At 49.5% G+C, this 20,273-nt stretch carries 12 protein-coding genes and 1 CRISPR repeat array (1 of these 13 running past the window's edge); all 12 genes read left to right on the plus strand.

The genetic code is table 11. The annotated features are described in order from the left end of the window. The first annotated feature begins 131 nt into the window (after positions 1–131). The 12 genes from AB1656_09025 to cas2 all read left to right on the plus strand — a co-directional run bounded on the left by AB1656_09025 (position 132) and on the right by cas2 (position 16,134). Positions 132–1,544, plus strand: a complete 1,413-nt coding sequence (locus AB1656_09025; protein MEW6235514.1) for a sulfatase — start codon at positions 132–134, stop codon at positions 1,542–1,544. Between the two features lie 423 nt (positions 1,545–1,967). Continuing rightward, positions 1,968–3,197 (plus strand): LL-diaminopimelate aminotransferase, encoded by a 1,230-nt coding sequence (locus AB1656_09030; GenBank protein MEW6235515.1) that lies wholly within the window; start codon positions 1,968–1,970, stop codon positions 3,195–3,197. Positions 3,198–3,428: 231 nt separating this feature from the next. Continuing rightward, complete coding sequence (locus tag AB1656_09035) at positions 3,429–4,733, plus strand: aminotransferase class I/II-fold pyridoxal phosphate-dependent enzyme (protein MEW6235516.1); 1,305 nt, start codon at positions 3,429–3,431, stop codon at positions 4,731–4,733. A 40-nt stretch (positions 4,734–4,773) separates the two neighbouring features. Next, entirely contained in the window at positions 4,774–5,853 is a 1,080-nt protein-coding gene (gene serC, locus AB1656_09040) for a 3-phosphoserine/phosphohydroxythreonine transaminase (GenBank protein ID MEW6235517.1), read from the plus strand. A gap of 242 nt (positions 5,854–6,095) precedes the next feature. Further along, positions 6,096–6,221, plus strand: coding sequence for a transposase (locus tag AB1656_09045; protein ID MEW6235518.1), 126 nt, complete (start codon positions 6,096–6,098; stop codon positions 6,219–6,221). A gap of 286 nt (positions 6,222–6,507) precedes the next feature. Beyond that, positions 6,508–7,440, plus strand: a complete 933-nt coding sequence (locus tag AB1656_09050; GenBank protein MEW6235519.1) for a WYL domain-containing protein — start codon at positions 6,508–6,510, stop codon at positions 7,438–7,440. Positions 7,441–7,506: 66 nt separating this feature from the next. Beyond that, a complete protein-coding gene (gene cas3u / locus AB1656_09055) occupies positions 7,507–10,182 on the plus strand; it encodes a type I-U CRISPR-associated helicase/endonuclease Cas3 (protein ID MEW6235520.1) in 2,676 nt (891 codons plus the stop codon). After that, complete coding sequence (gene cas8c / locus AB1656_09060) at positions 10,179–11,039, plus strand: type I-U CRISPR-associated protein Cas8c (GenBank protein ID MEW6235521.1); 861 nt, start codon at positions 10,179–10,181, stop codon at positions 11,037–11,039. The genes cas3u and cas8c overlap by 4 nt, the downstream gene beginning before the upstream one ends. Further along, positions 11,032–12,612, plus strand: coding sequence for a type I-U CRISPR-associated RAMP protein Csb1/Cas7u (gene cas7u, locus AB1656_09065; GenBank protein ID MEW6235522.1), 1,581 nt, complete (start codon positions 11,032–11,034; stop codon positions 12,610–12,612). Before cas8c ends, cas7u begins: the two co-directional genes overlap by 8 nt. Continuing rightward, a complete protein-coding gene (csb2, locus tag AB1656_09070) occupies positions 12,609–14,120 on the plus strand; it encodes a type I-U CRISPR-associated protein Csb2 (protein MEW6235523.1) in 1,512 nt (503 codons plus the stop codon). The genes cas7u and csb2 overlap by 4 nt, the downstream gene beginning before the upstream one ends. Position 14,121: 1 nt before the next feature. After that, positions 14,122–15,837, plus strand: a complete 1,716-nt coding sequence (gene cas1, locus AB1656_09075; protein MEW6235524.1) for a CRISPR-associated endonuclease Cas1 — start codon at positions 14,122–14,124, stop codon at positions 15,835–15,837. A gap of 6 nt (positions 15,838–15,843) precedes the next feature. Beyond that, positions 15,844–16,134 (plus strand): CRISPR-associated endonuclease Cas2, encoded by a 291-nt coding sequence (cas2, locus tag AB1656_09080; protein MEW6235525.1) that lies wholly within the window; start codon positions 15,844–15,846, stop codon positions 16,132–16,134. Between the two features lie 177 nt (positions 16,135–16,311). Continuing rightward, positions 16,312–20,273: direct repeats of the CRISPR family, unit length 36 nt; unit sequence ATTTCCACCGATGAAAGTCGGTGGCCCCATTGAAGC (it continues 21,764 nt past the right edge of the window).

A 20,273-nucleotide genomic window follows, 5' to 3' on the forward strand; every position in this document is an offset into this window, starting at 1 on the left:
CGGCATGTCATTTCGAGGGAGCGCAGCGACCGAGAAATCTTCAACCCCCTCTGTGCCATATTGGCTCTTTCCCTACTAAAGGCTGGAAGCCTCTTCTACTTTGGTATTTCATAAGAGAAAGGATTGGACTCATGAATTCATTAAATAGACGGTATTTCTTGAAAAATATCGGATACGGCGCAGGAGCGATAGCGGCGAGCGGTTTATTGACGGATGGATTAACCTTCGCCGAAGGCAAGAAGCCCAATTTCGTGATTCTCTTCGCGGACGATATGGGCTACGGCGATTGGAGCCGGGGCGGCAATCCCACTATCCGCACGCCCAACCTCAACCGTATGGCGGACGAGGGCGTACAGATGACGCAGTTCTATTGCGCCAATCCCGTCTGTTCCCCCTCGCGCTCCGCCCTACTTACGGGAAGGAATCCCATCCGCACCGGCGTCGTCCAGGTATTTTTCCCCGGAAACGGGCACGGCATGTCTTTGCAGGAAATTACGATCGCCGAAGCGCTCAAGCCATTAGGATATGCTTCCGCCTGCATCGGCAAATGGCACTTGGGAAGCACGCAGGAATACCGCCCCTTGCGCCAGGGATTCGATTATTACTACGGCATTCTCTACAGTAACGATATGGTTAATCCCGACATCTACCGCAATGACGAAATGATCGAGCATCCCGCGGATCAAACCACCTTGACGAAGCGCTACACCGAAGAAGCCGTTCGGTTTATCGAAAAATCCAAGGATCAGCCCTTCCTTCTCTATTTGCCCTACACCATGCCGCACGTCCCCATCGCCGCCTCCCAGGATTTTCTCGGCCAATCCCGACGCGGCCTCTTCGGCGACGTCATCGAAGAGATCGACTGGAGCGTAGGCCGCATCAACGAAACTTTGGATAACCTGGGACTGAGCGAAAACACCCTCGTGATGTTCACCAGCGACAACGGCCCTTGGATGATTAAAGATCAAAAAGGCGGTTCCGCCGGACTATTGCGCGGGGCTAAGGGCGATACGTGGGAAGGCGGGATGCGCGAACCCTTCGTCGCCCGCTGGAAAGGAACGCTTCCCGCCGGACGCGTCTGCATGGACGTCGGTTCCACGCTCGATTTCTTTCCCACTTGCGTTAAATTGGCGGGCGCTGAGATTCCCCAAGATCGCCCCATTGACGGCATCGATTTGATGCCAACGCTCCTGGGAAAGGAATCGCCTGAGCGAACCATCTATTTCTATCGCGGCGAACATCTGCGCGCCATCCGCAAAGGCAAATGGAAACTGCATTTCAGTTACTACGACCTCGATCATTACGATTTTCGCCTAGACGACTCCAAGAAAGGCTGGATCACGCCGGAAAAACCGCTGCTCTTCGATCTCGAGGCCGACCCTTCCGAACGCTTCGATCTCGCGAGTCAATTCCCGGAAGTTGCGAAGGATTTGACGGAAACCGCCGAACGCTATAAGGAAGAAATCCGTAAAAATGGCGAGAACCAAGACCTGATCGATTGGTTCGTTAAGGATTGGCCTACTGCATCAAGGAAAGGCGACTAATCGAAAAACGATCCATCGAGGATGCGGGGGTATTCCCTTCCCGCATCCTTCCTTTCGAAAAATAATGGCAATTATTTCCATTTTCGATGAAAGGGAAAATGACGGCATTTTCCTTTTTGCTTTTCATTAATCGCTAAAAAATCGGTTTTTTTGCAGATTTGATAAGAGATTCCCCTTTTCGCCTCTCCAACGCCACCGCGCCGCCGGTTATAATATTCGGATTATTAAGCGGTGGACGGGCGCAGCCAGTGGATTCCCGGCGAATCCCTTTCCTCTTACTCAAAGCCAATGATTTTTTGTTAGAGGCGGCGGAAACGAATTGGTTTCTTCCGAACGTTGCGCAATTACAACCAAACAAGTTGTAGTTGTAGGGTGGGATCAAAGCGAAGCGTAGCCCACCCTATAGTCTTAAAGGTGAATTCAATGAGTTTATTTATGGAGAAATTAATTTCGCAGCGTCTAGGCGGCCAACGATTCGGTAAGGACACAGCGATTTACAAGTTCGCAAAAATCAAAATCGCCAAAAGAGCCGCCATCGCTGCCCATCCCGGCGAGGAGTTGATCGATATGGGCGTCGGCGAGCCGGACGACCGGGCGGACGATTCCATCGTAGAAGTTCTTTACCGCGAAGCGCTTAAAAAAGAAAACCGCTTCTACTCCGACAATGGCATTCCCGAATTGAAAAACGCCGTTAGCGCCTACATGAAAAACCGCTTTCATGTGGATATCGATCCCGAAACGGAAGTCAATCACAGCATCGGCTCCAAATCGGCGTTGTCGCTTCTGCCCTATTGCCTCGTCAATCCCGGCGAAATCGCTTTGATGACCGTTCCCGGCTACCCCATAACCGGAACCATCAGCAAATATCTGGGAGGCGATGTTTATACTCTTCCCTTGAAAAAAGAGAATCGCTTCCTCCCCGATCTCGACGCCATTCCGGCGGAGATCAAGCGCAAAGCGAAAGTTTTATATATCAATTATCCCAACAATCCCACGGGAGCGCTGGCGCCGCAGGAGTTCTACGAAAAAGCCGTGCGCTTCGCTCAGGAAAACGGCGTCGCCGTCCTCCAGGATGGAGCCTATATGGAATTAACCTACGGAGAGAAGCCGCTTTCCTTTTTGCAAACGCCCGGCGCCAAGGATGTCGGCGTGGAATTGCATTCCCTCTCCAAATCGTTCAACATGACCGGCTGGCGCATCGGCTTCGTCTGCGGCAATCCGCTGCTGGTTAAAGCCTTCGCATCGGTGAAGGACAATAACGACTCCGGCCAGTTCATCCCCATTCAGAAAGCCGCCGTCTATGCGCTGCAACACCCGGAACTCACGGATAAAGTGCGAACGAAATATCAACGCCGCCTGAACGCTCTATGCGCCATCTTGCGAAAACTGGGATTCTTCGTCAACGAACCCAATGGAACCTTTTATCTCTATTTCGAAATTCCCAAGGGAACCAAGAGCGGACGCCAATTCCAATCCGCCGAAGAATTTTGCGACTATCTCATTCGGGAAAAACTCATATCTTCCGTGCCGTGGGACGATGTGGGCCATTTCCTGCGTTTCACCGTCACCTTCGAAGCCAAAGATATGGAAGACGAAAAGCGGGTGATTGGAGAGATCGAAAAACGGCTCTCCAGCGAGGAATTTTTATTCTGATTAGGTTTTTTCAAAATTCCTTTTTTTCCCTCCCCCAAGTTTGGGGGAGGTTAGGAGGGAGGGTCTTTAAGTCTAACCAAATCAACCCCCCTCTAACTCCCCCCAAGCTTGGGGGGAGAATAAAAAAGCAGACTTTATCAATTTTGCAATAGACTCTGCTTACCAACGAACCGCCTCTATGACGATTCGATACTATAACGCCATTCTACCAAACAAAATGGAGGAAGCGCCATGAATCCGTTGGCCAAAGAATTAAACGAAGCGATCGCCGCCGATAATCCGGCCGTACTGGAGATGCTCTCCAACCTGGGCAAAGAGCTCTTTATGCCGAAAGGGATTCTCACCCAATCGGCGGAGGCCAAAGAAAAAGCCCACAAATTCAACGCCACCATCGGCATCGCCACGGAAGGCGCCGGCCCCATGTATCTGCCCGCCATCCACGCCAAACTAAGCGCCTTCGCTCCCAAAGACCTTTTCCCTTACGCTCCCAATACGGGAAAACCGGAACTGCGCAAGTTGTGGAAAGAGAAGATGGTGAAGGAAAATCCCTCGCTGGCGGGCAAGACCATCAGCAATCCCCTCTGCACCAACGCGTTGACGCACGGCCTCAGCCTCGTCGCCGATATGTTCGTCGACCGGGGCGACTACATCGTTTTGACCGACAAGTTTTGGGGCAACTACAACCTAACCTTCGCCGTGCGCTGCGGCGGCGTCATGACGCCTTGCAATACCTTCACGCCTCAAGGCGGCTTCGACGTTCAGGCTTTGTTGAACAAAACGCGGGAATGCGGCAAGGAAAAAGGCAAAGTCATCGTCCTGCTCAATTTCCCCAATAATCCATCCGGCTACACGCCGACCGCCGCCGAAGGAAAAGCCATCGCCGACGGTCTAGTGGAAATCGCCGAAAGCGGCGTCAAAATCGTCGCCGTTACCGACGACGCCTATTTCAGCCTTTTCTACGAAGACAGCATGACGGAATCCATCTTCGGCCTCATCGCCAACCGTAGCAAAAACCTGCTCGCCATTAAACTGGACGGCGCCACCAAGGAAGAATTCGTCTGGGGCTTCCGCGTCGGCTTCATCACTTTCGCCGCCAGCGCTCCCGGAGCGGACGCCAACCTGTTGACCGCCTTGGAAAAGAAAGTCGCGGGCGATATCCGGGGCACCATCTCCAACTGCCCACATCCCTCGCAGACATTCGTCATCGACATTTTGCAGAATCCCGAATTCCCGGCGCAGAAACGGCAGAAATACGAAATATTGAAAGTGCGGGCGCTTACGGTGAAGGAAGTACTAAAGACCGGCAATTACGGCGATCAATTCGAATTCTATCCCTTCAATTCCGGTTATTTCATGTGCCTGAAATTGAAAAACGTCGAAGCGGAGCCGTTGCGAGTACATCTCTTGAACCAGTACGGCGTAGGGACCATTTCCGTCAACAAAACCGATCTGCGCATCGCCTTCTCCAGCGTGGAAGCCGATCAAATCCAGGAACTCTTCGATATAATTTATCAAGGATGCAAAGACCTGGCGTAAATTCCTATCGCCGTAAGCCGAATGAGAAAGGAATCATGACATGACGCGCATTCATAATTTCAGCGCCGGACCGGCGGGGCTCCCCCTTCCGGCGCTGCAAAAAGCCCAAGAAGAACTGCTCGATTTCAAGGGTCAGGGTATGTCCCTCATGGAGATGTCCCATCGCTCCAAGCCCTTCGCCGCCGTGATCGAATCCGCCGAGGCCAATATCCGCTCCCTGCTGGGCGTCCCGAACGATTACGCCGTGCTCTTTCTTCAAGGCGGGGCCAGCCTCCAATTCGCCATGATCCCCATGAATCTGCGCGCTAAGGGACAATCGGCCGATTATATCCATACCGGCAGTTGGTCTTCCAAGGCGATCAAGGAAGCGAAAATCACCGGCGCCGTCAACGTCGTTTGGGACGGCAAGGACGACAACTACATGCGCGTTCCATCCGATGGCGAGTTGCAATTCTCTCCCGCCGCCGCTTACGTCCATATTTGCTCTAACGAAACCATCGGCGGCATCCGCTATCCCTCCTTCCCCAAGACAGAAGCGCCGTTGATCGCGGATATGTCCAGCGAAATTCTCTCCCGCGCCATCGACGTAAAATCCTTCGGCCTTATCTATGCCGGGGCGCAGAAAAACATCGGCCCCTCCGGCCTGGCTCTGCTCATCGTCCGCAAAGACTTGCTTGAACGCTGCCCGGAAGACGTTCCCCTCTTCCTGCGCTACAAAACCCATGCGGCGGAAAGCAGCCTTTATAACACCCCCAACACTTGGGCTATTTATATCGTCCAATTGATTACAGAATGGATGATCCAAATGGGCGGCGTGGCGGCGATGCAAAAGATCAACGAAGAGAAAGCAGCCATCCTTTACAACGCCCTCGATTCCAGCGCTTTTTGGAAACCCTGCGCCCAAAAATCCAGCCGCTCCATCATGAACGTCACATGGCGTATGGCGACGGAAGAATTGGAAGCGAAATTCATCGCCGAAGCGACAAAAGCAGGTCTATCCGGCCTCAAAGGCCATCGTTCCGTCGGCGGCCTGCGCGCCAGCATCTACAACGCCTGCGCGAAAGAATCCGTCGAAGCGTTAGTTTCCTTCATGAAAGACTTCGAAACCGCGAATGGATGAAGTTGGCGGGATTCATTGTGCATAAACGATAAGGGGCGCTTTTCATCGCGCCCCTTTCTTATTTTGCCGTGCAGTTGAACACCGATCTTCACGGAGTGTTCAACCTTCAGAATTACACTTAAGAAAATAAGGGAAGATTCCAAGAATGGATAGGTTTAGGGGAACGTTATGCTAAAGCAATCATGAAAGAATATCGACGCGGAACATATACCGTATACGAAATACATCTGCATTTGGTGTAGATCACGAAATATCGCCGAGCGGTATTGACCGGGGAATTAGGGAATCGAGTGAGAAAATTGATCCGAGAAATATGTGGAACCCATGAGGTTAGCATAATGAACCTAAAAACGGCATTTGACAATTAGTTTGAGAATATTAATCCTTGTTTTTAATAAGGATGCGTAATAACATCCTTTTCACCAAAAGGTGAGCGGAATGTATTTCGTAACTCGCTTAATTTATTATACTTATCACTCGTCACTTGTCACTTATCACTGTTTTTAGGATCATATTTTCCCTCCAATCATTCTTATACGTATTCTTTCGATATAAAAATTTTTTGTATAAAAGTATTTTGTTGATTTTGAATGCAGAGGTTGAATATTTTCAGATGCTTTTGATATACTGTAAAAAAGATTCTATGGTATTTCTATGAATAAATTGACGCGATTGCGAAAATTACTCAATCTACTGGAATCAGGAGAGAAATATTTAACGGCCCCTGAATTGGCCAAAAGGCTGGATGTATCCGTAAGAACGATTTACCGCTACTTACAAGAACTGGATGAATTCGGCGTCCCTATCGATAACGAGTTCGGTTATCGAACCTCGAAAGGCTGCTCTTTTTTCCCTTTCAAACCTAGCAGCGGCGATCTGCGGATGATTCAGGATTTGATCGATACGTCGCCTCTCGCCAAGTTGCCCGATCTTAAAGACCATTACCAAAGATTGCGCGCCCAGTTGACCTTGCTTTTAAGCGGCGGGGATGAGGAGGAAGACATTATCTGCGATTCCGAACCGTTTGTAGGAGACCGTTTGGCGTTTTCCCTAGAAGAATTGGAGAACGCTTGTTTCGAGCGCCGGATTTGCCGCATTCTCTACCATGCGTTGGACGAAGAAGAACCCTCCTATCGGACCATCCATCCTTACGGGATCGCCATCCGGCTAGGGCAGTGGTACCTGATTGCGTTGGATGGGGAAAAGAACGAATTTCGCATTTACAAATTTCTCAGAATCAAAACGTTGTTCGTAACGAACCAGTCCTTTCAACGCGACGCCGACTTTTGTTTCGACCGTTTTTTCGAGGATAGTTGGAACGTCTTCCAAGGCCCGATGCAGACCGTCCGCCTTCGCGTCCGAGGCATGGCGGCGCGCTTGGCGTCGGAACGTTCGTTTCCCAAAAGAATGGAAGTCGATTGGCAAAGCGCGGATGAAGCGATCATTACGGCCACTATGCGCGGCGATCAAGAAATCGTCAATTGGGTATTAAGCATGGGCGCCGAAGCGGAAATCCTCGCGCCCCCAGAATTACGCGAGAAAGTGCGACAAATTCTGTCAGCCTCCTTGCGCCGCTACGAAGATTGAGTGACAGGTTTTGTCAGGGGGACGGGGTAAGATTTCCGTATTATAAGGAAGGATGGAACTAAAACAATGAGTTTTCCCAACGACTTTCATGATTTGACTGGTCATTGGCCATTTCCTTGGCAAGAGAAACTATATAAACGTTTTCTATCTAATGATATTCCTCCTTCATGCAACATACCAACTGGGCTAGGTAAAACGAACGTGATAGCTATCTGGTTAATTGCGCTGAAGGAAAATAAGAATTTACCTCGCCGTCTTGTGTATGTCGTTAATCGGCGCACGGTAGTGGATCAAACAACGGAAGAGGCGGTCAAACTCCGTATCAACGCTGCGAAGATCGGCATTCCAGACCTTGCCATTAGTACGCTTCGAGGTCAGTTCGCCGATAATCGCGAGTGGTCCGCCGATCCATCAAAACCCGCGATTATTTGCGGAACGGTGGACATGATCGGCAGCCGTCTTCTCTTCAGCGGTTACGGCTGTGGATTCAAATCCAAACCTCTTCACGCAGGTTTTCTTGGTCAAGACGCATTGCTCGTGCATGATGAGGCGCATTTGGAACCAGCGTTTCAAAAACTTATTGAAAGCATCCGAAGAGAACAGCACGAGCGCGAGCGTACGGATATTTTGCCCTGGTCTAAACTTCGCGTAGTGTCGCTCTCCGCAACATCACGGAATGATAAAAATAACGATAAGACAGAGTCAGATAAACCATTCGAGTTGACTGATGATGAAAAGAATCCACAGGGTAAAATACCCGATCCGCCGACTGAACCGATTCATCTCGTTTGGCTACGACTCACGGCGAAAAAACGGCTAGAATTTCATCAGATCGAAGACAAAAAAGATGCTCTCGTGAAAAAGTTTGGCGAGTTAGCGGCTAAATACAAAGACAAAAATTGCACCGTTCTGATTTTTGTTCGAACCATCGAAGATGTTTTCAATGTGGAGAAGGCGCTGAAAAAGACGGATCGACCAATCGTTCTCTTGACTGGTACTATTCGAGGTAAAGAACGCGACGATCTAGTCAACAATGAGTATTTTAAACGATTTCTCAAAGATGCCAAACCAGGGCCAACCGTATTTCTGCTCTGTACTTCTGCAGGGGAGGTTGGCATCGATATTTCCGCCGATCATATGATTTGCGATCTTACGCCTTTCGACAGTATGGCTCAGCGATTGGGGCGCGTTCACCGATATGGCGAACCGAGAGAACATAAAGCTGACATCGATGTGGTATATCCAATGGTGTTTAACGAGAAAGACAAACTAACGCCTGCTAGTATAAAATCCCTCGAATTAATAAAATCTCTCGATGGCGACGCCAGTCCGCTCGCATTGATGACTAAACTCAACGCCATTGAAAAAGCTGACGCCTTCACGCCAAAACCTACCATTCTTACTGCTACAGACATCCTCTTCGATGCGTGGTCGATGACAACCATCCGACAAAAGATGCCGGGCCGACCTCCTGTGGAGCCGTATTTGCATGGCATCCGTCGTGAATGGGAACCTCCGGAAACGCATGTGGCTTGGCGCGATGAAGTGGAAATTATCACCAAGGAACTAAGCGAGCGATACGAACTCGAAGACTTACTGGAAGATTATCCCCTCAAGCCGCATGAGTTGCTGCGCGATACGAGCAAAAGAGTATTTGGACATTTAAAAGGGCTTGCTGATGAATATCCCGATTCACATGTTTGGCTCGTGGATTTTAACGGTATAGTCGAAATCAAATCTATGAAAGAATTAGAAGAAAAAACCATTGAACAGAAGACGATACTGTTACCGCCATCCGTTGGAGGCCTAACATCAAGCGGAACGCTTGATGGAAAAGCCGTTCGTAAAAAGAGAAAAGATAACGACACGGAGAACGAGCAGTCTACCGAACCTAAAAATAATGTGATGTACGATGTGGCCGATGAGTGGTTCGTAGACAATGAGCGCAAGTCTAGGCGTCGCGAGCGTCTTTGGGATGATGCCGAGCCTCCTAAAGGTATGCGGCTGGTTCGGCGAATCGACGTTGATCCCGATGCGGATGAACGAGGTTCTAGCGACGAAGAATCGGCTCGAAAACGCTTCTGGCTTTGGTATGCACGTCCTCGTTCAGCGGATGACGACCTTTCCATGACGGCTGTCGAGGCGGTTAAATGGGATCGCCATACTAAAGATGTGGAAGAATGCGCTAAAAACAATACAGACGTTCTTTTAAAGGATTATCAGGAACTGCGCGATGCAGTCGTGCTTGCCGCCAAATTTCACGATCTGGGCAAAAAGCGCGAATTCTGGCAGAGAAGAATCGGTAATCCGAATCCCGCCGAGTGGTACGCCAAGTCAGGGAAAGATAGCAGTACAGGTAAACGATGGATTCCGCATGATATTTGTCCCAATTACAGGCATGAATTCGGCTCCTTGTTGGATCTATTGGATCCGAAAAAGGAATATCATACGGAATTCAACCGGCTTAGCGATGAGATGAAAGATGTTGTTCTGCATTTAATCGCTGCGCATCACGGTTTCGCCCGCCCGCATTTTCCCCATGAAAACGCTTACGATCTTAACTATTCAGAAGGAGAATCCAATCGCGTCGCCGTTGAAGTCATGCAACGATTCGCTCGGCTTCAACGCAAATTTGGCCGATGGGGCTTAGCCTACCTCGAATCCCTGCTCCGCGCCGCCGACTACGCCACCAGCGCCAATCCCTCTCCCTGCGAAACTGTAAAACAGGAGGCGTCATCATGACTTATCCCGAACCGAACATCCGCATCAACGTTGACGTAACCAATCCCGGCCAATTCTTCGCCTGCTGCGGGTTGCTGGAGCTGGCGGATCGGCTGTGGCCTGGGGCAGAGGGGTGGTTTAGTCTTTCTAATTTTCAGTTCTGTATCCGCCTTAAGAATCCCACTAATACATTACAAGAACTGCTTTATGAATGCAAGCAATTATCTTTTAACATTGATGATAACTCAAATGGTGATAATGATGATGAGAACGATAACGCACTAGTGCTACCAATTTTAATGAAATGGAAAGATGAAACAGATGCTATTCTTTTAGATTGGTGGAGCGATAAATCGATAAAACCTTGGGCTGGATCAATGAAGCATAAACATATTCTACGCGCTATGCTTGATGCAATTGATCCAGCACACAGTGATCCTTTTAATGATATGCGAAATGTGTACGACGCGCAGAGGGATACTGTTCCGCAAACTGATGGGAGAAAACAGCGTATCGGGAAATCGAAAAAGCGAGAACCTTTTTACTTCGATCCACGACGAGGAAATAAATCTCATCCGCTCGATTCAGGCTTCTCGCCAGATACGCATCATATGGAATCGGATTGCTGTCCAGTAGTCGAAGCGCTATGTTTTATTGGATTCCAGCGCGCCCGACCTGCCCCAACAGATACACCCAATAGATCCTGTTACTCTGTTTGGACTACTCCCTTAACCGCCAATGTATTGAATCCGGCAGTTTGCGGCATCTTGACTCTTCCTAATTCTATGACCTGCGTTTTCGAAAATTATTTTCGCACAGACCAACGCAAGCACAAAACATTTTCTCAATCTAAACTTGAAAGGAACTCCAATGTCTGAAATCACTTTCAACGATTTACTTAAAGAAGATGGACCCGTTGCCCTCATCATCAAGCAGCCACTAGCTCCAGTGGATAGTGAAAATCCAGTGATTTTCCCTCCTACTTATCCTTTAACCAAGTGGAATGGGAGGATTCACACAATTCAAGATGGCGAATACCGCGTCTCAGTTGAATTGCCACCGGATTCAAAGTCTGACAAGAGCAGCACGAAGGGAGATCAAAAATCTGGGTACAATATTGATCGATTTCCTGATGGAACCAACATTTGTGAGATTGATAGCCCTCAATCACAAAGCAACAGAATTGAACCTAAGTTCAAGACGATTGAGAAAGGGAAACTTGTCCCACAGGTGGAAATTCAAGTCGGCAAGGAGAAAGTAAATCTGCTTGATGTCGGTCACCGAGCAGGCGACGCGGTGGTTCGCATGTCGTCCATTGCCGCCAAGATACACGAAGCGTTTATCGCAGCAAAGTCACATGATTTTTTCAAACTAGCCACTATTGCGCCAACCTCTCTTGTGTTTGGGGTTTGGGATTCTCGCTCAACCTATGTGAAGGTTCAACGAGTTCTAAAAGCACAAATACGTGCAACTAACGTTCTTGAACTATCTCGTTCAGCACAATTCACGCCAGCAACTAATTATGTTGATGCCGAAGCAATTGGAGATGATGTGGAATTCGGGAAAGGCGAAGAAAGCAATCTTTCACAAGAGGGCATGCTGCATGCGCTTAGCACACAGGCTGTCGGAGGAGTACGGCTCACAAACAAGAGTTGTCTCGTTAGGACTGTAAACCTCAACTTGGCAGCAATTCGAACACTCAAAGGATCAACGGAGGAAGAGACGAAGGTTTTGCAGAAATACATTCTCGGATTAGCGTTAGTTGCAGCAACTGATGAACCTGACCTAAATCTCCGAGAGGGTTGTCATCTTGTTTTCTCATTAGATAAAATTAGCAATGATGAAGAAGTAAAAATGAATGAAGCAAGTCAACTAGTATATCGTTCTAAAATGCCCATAAATTGGTCTTGTAATCATGAAATGGCGCTAGTTTTTACTGATGAGGCAAAGAAAGAATTTCTTAAAGTAGCAAAAATTAATGAAGAACAGTGGAATCATCCTGATATCATCTTTGAGCGTGATGTTGCCGAAAACTTTTTGAGTAGAAAAAAAGAAGAGCGTGACAAGATTCGAAAATTAGGTCCAATCACGAAGGAAACACTTGCGAAGTTTGATGCTCAGGGGAAAGATCCTTTTAAACTAGTCAATGAGGAGATCAAGAAGATTAAAGGTGCGATTGGAAAAAAACCTGGACGTGGTAAGCCACCTTTAAAACAAGTCGAGGCTTTTCATGAAATAGCAGAGTTATTGAAATTAATGGCCGTTGACGAGACTATGCCTGCTAGTGTAAATGAAATTGCCCAAGAACTACAAGAAATTGCTGGAAATCACGAAGATTCTCATGCGGCAATAAAAGAAATCGATGAATGCATAAAAAAATATAAGAGAGAAGTGAAATCAAACTCTGATTCGGCTTCCGATACCGAAGGCTCCTCGGAGGCTTCTCAATGACGCACCTTCTCCTCACAGTCCGCTGGCTCGACGACCGATATCACGGTCTTTTGGATCGCAACGGTCCTCAAGAGTGGCCGCCATCGCCTTTTAGGTTGTTTCAGGCTCTTGTTGCAGGCGTTGCTCAGCGTGGAGAACTAGATTTCTCTCTTGGTCTGGCGTTTGGATGGCTTCAAAAACTTAAACCTCCAGTCATCATTACACCACAGGCCAAAGGAGGACAACCCATCACTCGTTTTGTACCAAACAACGATGGCGATGAAAAGTTTGATCGAGAGAAGCGATTAACAGCGAAACTAACCATGCCGATGCTCTTGCTTGATAGACCTGAAATCCTTTACCTCTGGGAAATACGAGACATACCAAATCCCCCGATAATACATATTCGAAATGCGGCGCGATGTTTGGTTTGTTTAGGGTGGGGAATCGATATGGCGTTTGCCGATGCTCGAACTGTATCTCAAACTGAGGTGAAATCTCTTCAAGGAATTAGGTGGTATCCTAAGCCTGATGTATGGCGTGATGAAGGAATGTTGAGAACTCCGACGTATGATCCAGTGACCAAGCAGAATACACTGTATGACTTAATGCATTGTTACGAAACAGCGATGAATCGTATTGAACATGGTAAGCCGCTAAAAACAGTGGATAAACCCAAAGTCTTCAAAAAGATTTTTTACGCCAGTATAGAACGTCCTATCTCCCGCCCATACGTCGTCTTCGAACTTCGCGACGACGATGGAATGTTTTTCCGATATCCGCAAAGTAAACTCATCCATATTGCCGGCATGGTTCGCCATCTCGCCATCGAAACAATGAAAAACTCGCCTCCTGAAGGCATTCCAGAAGATTGGATTGAAAAGTACGTCGCCGGTCATATTAGTAAGAATGGTCCGAAGGAATCCTTAGATGAATCGTATATACATAGACAGTTTTCTTACATTCCATTGCCTTCCATCGGATACGTCCATACCGATCCCTCCATACGGCGGGTGATGATCGTCGCGCCATTGGGCGACGATCGATATCTGGAATATCTAGCGCGACGCCTGGAAGGCGCGCAACTTATCCCGACATCAGAAACGAAAATCAAAACGCCCCCAACATTAGTTCGAGTACGCCATGACAAAGTAGCCCATTATTATACGCAACCAGCCAATATATGGGCCAGCGTAACGCCGGTCATTCTTCCAGGTCATGACGACCATAAACCGGAAAAGACTTGTAAACTGATAGAGAAAGCTTTAGCCCAAGCCGGAATCGAGCAGGCTTGCGAGTATGAATGGAGCGCCGTCTCGTTTTTTCCTAAATCTCTTACAGCGCATAAGAACAACCGCGAAAAGAAAATCCAAGGATATTGGCGTCCAGACTACTTGCAAAGCCTGACGGCTGTACATTTGATATTACGGTTTAAAGATAACGTAAAAGCGACTGGCCCACTCGCCATAGGCGCGGGGCGCCATTGCGGTTTGGGAATTTTCGCCGCTGCGGATGCGTTGGAGCGTTAATATGAATGAAGCCGAATCGTCTTTTCCCGTTATTCTATCCCTCCCCGACTTCATCCCGGCGCGGATGCTTAACGAGTTCGCGTATTGTCCCCGGCTTTGTTATTTGGAATGGGCGCAGCAGGAGTGGGACGACAACGAGTGGACGATGGACGGGAACTTTCAGCATCGCCGGGTGGATCGTCCCAGCGGCGATCTGCCCGATGCGGACGAAATGGAGGAGCAGGCGCCGGAAGCCGTCCATGCGCGTTCCGTCATGCTCTCGGCGGAAGGATGCGGCTTCATCGCCAAGATGGATTTGATCGAAGCCGAGGCGGGCGCCGTCCTTCCCGTGGAATACAAGCGGGGAAGCGTGCCCGACAATCCGGAGCGCTCGTGGGAGCCGGAGCGCGTGCAACTCTGCGCGCAGGCCATGATCCTGCGCGAAAACGGCTACGTTTGCCCAACCGGCGTCCTCTATTACGCCCAATCGCGCCAGCGGGTGGAGATCGCCATTACGGACGCCCTCGCCGCCCGTACGCTGGAGATCGCCCGCGAGTTGCGCTGCGTCATGCAATCCGGCGAGACGCCCCGTCCTCTGCAAGACAGCCCCAAATGTCCCGGCTGCTCGCTGGCGGGCATCTGTCTTCCCGACGAAATTCTGCACGAGGCGGCGCATCCCAACGCGGAGGCGGAAGAAGACGCCATCCGCCGCTTGTATCCGGCGCGGGACGACGCCGCGCCGCTCTACGTGCAAGACCAGGGCGCCTACGTCGGCAAATCGAACGAGGAATTGGTAGTCAAACTCAAAGGAACCAAGGTCGCCGATATCCGGTTCATCGATTTGTCCCATGTTTGCCTTTACGGAAACGTTCAAATCAGCACGCAAGCCATCCAAGAATTGTTAAAGCGATCCATCCCCCTTCTCTACTTTTCTTTTGGAGGCTGGTTCAACGGAATTTGCGGAGGGATGCCGCATAAAAACGTGGAATTGCGGCGGCGGCAATACCGTGCGGAATACGGAAAAGAATCGCTGGAAATCGCCCGCGTCCTCGTGCAAAATAAAATCCAAAACAGCCGGATTTTGCTGCGGCGCAATAGCGCGGAAGGAAACGAGGACGCTATCGAGGACTTACGGCGCGCTGAACAACAGGCGGGAGAGGCCGCCAATATGGAATCGCTGCTGGGATTCGAAGGCAACGCGGCGCGGATTTATTTCCAGCATTTTTCCTCCATGCTCAAACCGAAAGAGAGCGATGGTGGATTATCCGGATTCGATTTCACAACCCGCAATCGTCGTCCGCCGCGCGATCCGGTCAATGCCATGCTTTCGTTCGCCTATTCGCTGTTGACGAAAGAATTCGCCATCGTCTTATTGCGCGTGGGCTTCGATCCGTTTATGGGATTTTATCATCAACCCCGCTATGGACGCCCGGCGCTTGCGTTAGACATGATGGAGCCGTTTCGCCCGCTGATCGCCGATTCCGTGGTGATTTCCGTTATCAACAATGGCGTAATTCAGTCCAAAGATTTTGTACGTTCGGCGGGCGCTTTCGCGCTAAAACCGGATGCGCGGAAAGCATTTATTATGACCTACGAACGCCGCATGGATTCTTTGATTACTCATCCAATTTTCAATTACCGAATCAGTTACCGCCGCGTACTCGAAGTGCAAGCGCGGCTGCTGGCCCGCTATCTGTTGGGAGAGCTGCCCACTCCCCCCGAATTCTGTACGAGGTGAATCGACATGCGCCGCTTATATATCGTCATGTACGATATCAGTCATCCGAAACGGTTGCGGAAGGTGTTCAAGATCATGCGCGGCTTCGGCGACCGGATTCAACTCTCGGTATTCCGTGCCGAATTGACGCCGAAAGAACGAATTCAAATGATGATGAAGATCAATCCCGTGATTCATCACAACGAAGACCAAGTTTTGATGATTCCGATTGGCCCTGCGGGAGGCGAGATTGAAAAAGAGATCGAAGCCCTTGGACGCCCTTACGAACCTTGCCCTCATGGAGCCGTAGTTGTATAAAATATGGTGGCGAGAGGTGAAGTGACGCGCGCCGCCCAAGGAAGCGCTCGCTCTTTGAAAATAAAGGATTTAGGGTGAAATGGCGCAAAAAAATAAATTACATTGGCTAAAATCTGAAGGCGGCGCTCGCAAAACAGCACGTAAACACATTGAAATCAAAGCCTCCAAAAGGGGGCTATTTCCACCGATGAAAGTCGGTGGCCCCATTGAAGCTGTTTAGTTCGCTGCTGTTGGCGGGAGCCAAAGGATATTTCCACCGATGAAAGTCGGTGGCCCCATTGAAGCCCGCAATGACGTTTCCCGCCCGCTCTATGCCTTCGATTTCCACCGATGAAAGTCGGTGGCCCCATTGAAGCAATGGCAAAAATTAAGGATCCTATATACCTTACCTGGATTTCCACCGATGAAAGTCGGTGGCCCCATTGAAGCAGGATAATGGACGGCGGCGGTAGTTAATCCTTTTTCTGATTTCCACCGATGAAAGTCGGTGGCCCCATTGAAGCGCTGGTTGTTTCTATCTTACGCATATCTCTCTCAAAATTTCCACCGATGAAAGTCGGTGGCCCCATTGAAGCGATTTGACGACGTAAATATTGGAGGCGGTTCCCAACATATTTCCACCGATGAAAGTCGGTGGCCCCATTGAAGCTATGCCGGATATGTAAGAAATCCCGCCGCCATTTTGATTTCCACCGATGAAAGTCGGTGGCCCCATTGAAGCGCTTTCGATGGAGTGTAGAACAATCCTTCCCCTGGAACATTTCCACCGATGAAAGTCGGTGGCCCCATTGAAGCATAATCGCTGGTCCCCATCGCTTTTTCCTCTTTTTATTTCCACCGATGAAAGTCGGTGGCCCCATTGAAGCCACTTGTATCTGATTGGGATACAAAAACCTAAAATTAATTTCCACCGATGAAAGTCGGTGGCCCCATTGAAGCGTAATGATTCGTTCCTTCCCAATCAGCCTCTAGCGTATTTCCACCGATGAAAGTCGGTGGCCCCATTGAAGCGACAGTGATGGGGTTAAGCATCGCCATAACCAACCAAATTTCCACCGATGAAAGTCGGTGGCCCCATTGAAGCTCCAAAAATGCTTGCACGTTCCCTTGCGCCTTGCGAGCATTTCCACCGATGAAAGTCGGTGGCCCCATTGAAGCTTGGCCGATCGTTCTGCAAACCGACCACGATCCATTTTATTTCCACCGATGAAAGTCGGTGGCCCCATTGAAGCAGATAACCCTCGGTATCATCTGATGTCGCATCCAACATTTCCACCGATGAAAGTCGGTGGCCCCATTGAAGCCCCTCTCTTGCGATTTCCTACACCGCTGCCGGTTACTCATTTCCACCGATGAAAGTCGGTGGCCCCATTGAAGCTTGGTCCGCGCGTTTCTCCCCGCGCCGTAGCTTCGTATTTCCACCGATGAAAGTCGGTGGCCCCATTGAAGCAGCATGGTGGTTACTGGGAGCAATATCAAATGTTAATTTCCACCGATGAAAGTCGGTGGCCCCATTGAAGCTCGATGGCCGCCTTCGTGAATAGATCGATGTAATTTCCATTTCCACCGATGAAAGTCGGTGGCCCCATTGAAGCCCTTCGAAGTCATACGTAGATATTTTTCCTCGCTCATTTCCACCGATGAAAGTCGGTGGCCCCATTGAAGCTCCAAAGATTCATGTCCTTCATGCACTCGGAAATTTTATTTCCACCGATGAAAGTCGGTGGCCCCATTGAAGCGTGAGGTGGTCTTGCGTAGGGTGCGGGCCGCTCTCATTTCCACCGATGAAAGTCGGTGGCCCCATTGAAGCTGCAGGGCATCCGCGATGGTTCACTGGCTTACACGCCGGAGCATTTCCACCGATGAAAGTCGGTGGCCCCATTGAAGCCTGGTGCAAGACGCCGGAAGGACATATCGCATTTGTTGATTTCCACCGATGAAAGTCGGTGGCCCCATTGAAGCTCGTATTGCTTAAGTTGTTCGGCGAACCATTGCTCTATTTCCACCGATGAAAGTCGGTGGCCCCATTGAAGCTATCGCCCTGCAATTGGGGGAGAAGAAGATGGCTAAATTTCCACCGATGAAAGTCGGTGGCCCCATTGAAGCCGCCGTATCCGTCGAGGTTATGCACAATGCGGATACATTTCCACCGATGAAAGTCGGTGGCCCCATTGAAGCTAATATTCTCCCTATCGATTTGATTGTCCGTCTGTGGATTTCCACCGATGAAAGTCGGTGGCCCCATTGAAGCTTGAATCGATCGAGTCTTTAGAGCAATGGTTCGCCGAATTTCCACCGATGAAAGTCGGTGGCCCCATTGAAGCTTACTTTACAAGAGAAAATACAACAGCGAATAATCTCATTTCCACCGATGAAAGTCGGTGGCCCCATTGAAGCGCCAATATTCATCCCGTAATTTAGGAGATAGGCTTTATCCATTTCCACCGATGAAAGTCGGTGGCCCCATTGAAGCTGCTCAAGGTGGATATATCAGTTTTGATGATTCCGGTCTATTTCCACCGATGAAAGTCGGTGGCCCCATTGAAGCAAAAAAAGAGGTATAATATAAATATAAGGTTAAGAGAATTTCCACCGATGAAAGTCGGTGGCCCCATTGAAGCGAAAAAATCGATCAACCGTTGTACGAAAAAATTACAATTTCCACCGATGAAAGTCGGTGGCCCCATTGAAGCCATCAGGCGTTTGCGCTCTTCCGCATCCGCCTTGATCTTATTTCCACCGATGAAAGTCGGTGGCCCCATTGAAGCCTCAAGAGGGTTGGTTCAGCATGGTGGTTACGGGAAATTTCCACCGATGAAAGTCGGTGGCCCCATTGAAGCTTTTTAGCATGGATTATTTCGAATACGATCCCAAAAATTTCCACCGATGAAAGTCGGTGGCCCCATTGAAGCATAGAAGCATATGATGTTCCAGGCCAGCTATCATCTATTTCCACCGATGAAAGTCGGTGGCCCCATTGAAGCATAAATCCTTCAAACTCCGAAATATCTTCAATCCTAATTTCCACCGATGAAAGTCGGTGGCCCCATTGAAGCGCCGCCTTGCGGCGCCGCTAGCGCTGCCGGTCCCGGAATTTCCACCGATGAAAGTCGGTGGCCCCATTGAAGCCGGTTGGTGTTCATCGCGGCGAGCAATCGATCATAGAATTTCCACCGATGAAAGTCGGTGGCCCCATTGAAGCAAAAAACCTGGATATTTTTCCCCGTTCGCAAAGGTTCATTTCCACCGATGAAAGTCGGTGGCCCCATTGAAGCTCTCCTTATGGCGTAATTCGGATATCCGGCGTAATCATTTCCACCGATGAAAGTCGGTGGCCCCATTGAAGCAGGAACGGGCTGGCCGGTATTTTCCATTTCCTTGATATTTCCACCGATGAAAGTCGGTGGCCCCATTGAAGCTTTCCCAGTAAGAAGTTTTAAAAGCCCCACCAATTATTTCCACCGATGAAAGTCGGTGGCCCCATTGAAGCAATACGGGTATCGTTCCGGTAAGCAAAAGTTCCGACCAATTTCCACCGATGAAAGTCGGTGGCCCCATTGAAGCACTTAGGCGCCGATATCGACGGCGTGGAACCTATTTATTTCCACCGATGAAAGTCGGTGGCCCCATTGAAGCCAGATAAACTCGCAGTCTTGGGCGCTTTTTCCCTGCTATTTCCACCGATGAAAGTCGGTGGCCCCATTGAAGCGCATCCTTACATAATCTCCGATTATCCACGAAAAGATTGATTTCCACCGATGAAAGTCGGTGGCCCCATTGAAGCTTTTGCTTTATCATCGCCGGATGCGCCGCATTTGGCTTATTTCCACCGATGAAAGTCGGTGGCCCCATTGAAGCGAATCGACTCGCGCCCGCTCTCCCGTCCCATGCGCGCATTTCCACCGATGAAAGTCGGTGGCCCCATTGAAGCGTTTTCCAGCATTCCATCGTCCAGCCGCGGGCTAGTAAATTTCCACCGATGAAAGTCGGTGGCCCCATTGAAGCCTTTCACCCTTCGGGTTTTTTTTCTTGACTTTTGATTATTTCCACCGATGAAAGTCGGTGGCCCCATTGAAGCGATCCTAAAAAAGTAGCGATTGTGTTAGCCACAATCGATTTCCACCGATGAAAGTCGGTGG

The sequence above is a fragment of the Candidatus Omnitrophota bacterium genome, from assembly GCA_040755155.1.
Classification (GTDB): Bacteria; Hinthialibacterota; Hinthialibacteria; order Hinthialibacterales; family Hinthialibacteraceae; genus JBFMBP01.

What these genes read in the sequence shown, in the direction of transcription:
- AB1656_09035 (MEW6235516.1), top strand. Translation starts at nt 3,429, where the DNA reads ATGAATCCGTTGGCCAAAGAATTAAACGAAGCGATCGCCGCCGATAAT.
- cas1 (MEW6235524.1), top strand. Translation starts at nt 14,122, where the DNA reads ATGAATGAAGCCGAATCGTCTTTTCCCGTTATTCTATCCCTCCCCGAC.
- AB1656_09025 (MEW6235514.1), top strand. Translation starts at nt 132, where the DNA reads ATGAATTCATTAAATAGACGGTATTTCTTGAAAAATATCGGATACGGC.
- cas8c (MEW6235521.1), top strand. Translation starts at nt 10,179, where the DNA reads ATGACTTATCCCGAACCGAACATCCGCATCAACGTTGACGTAACCAAT.
- cas2 (MEW6235525.1), top strand. Translation starts at nt 15,844, where the DNA reads ATGCGCCGCTTATATATCGTCATGTACGATATCAGTCATCCGAAACGG.
- AB1656_09030 (MEW6235515.1), top strand. Translation starts at nt 1,968, where the DNA reads ATGAGTTTATTTATGGAGAAATTAATTTCGCAGCGTCTAGGCGGCCAA.
- cas7u (MEW6235522.1), top strand. Translation starts at nt 11,032, where the DNA reads ATGTCTGAAATCACTTTCAACGATTTACTTAAAGAAGATGGACCCGTT.
- csb2 (MEW6235523.1), top strand. Translation starts at nt 12,609, where the DNA reads ATGACGCACCTTCTCCTCACAGTCCGCTGGCTCGACGACCGATATCAC.
- serC (MEW6235517.1), top strand. Translation starts at nt 4,774, where the DNA reads ATGACGCGCATTCATAATTTCAGCGCCGGACCGGCGGGGCTCCCCCTT.
- AB1656_09050 (MEW6235519.1), top strand. Translation starts at nt 6,508, where the DNA reads ATGAATAAATTGACGCGATTGCGAAAATTACTCAATCTACTGGAATCA.
- cas3u (MEW6235520.1), top strand. Translation starts at nt 7,507, where the DNA reads ATGAGTTTTCCCAACGACTTTCATGATTTGACTGGTCATTGGCCATTT.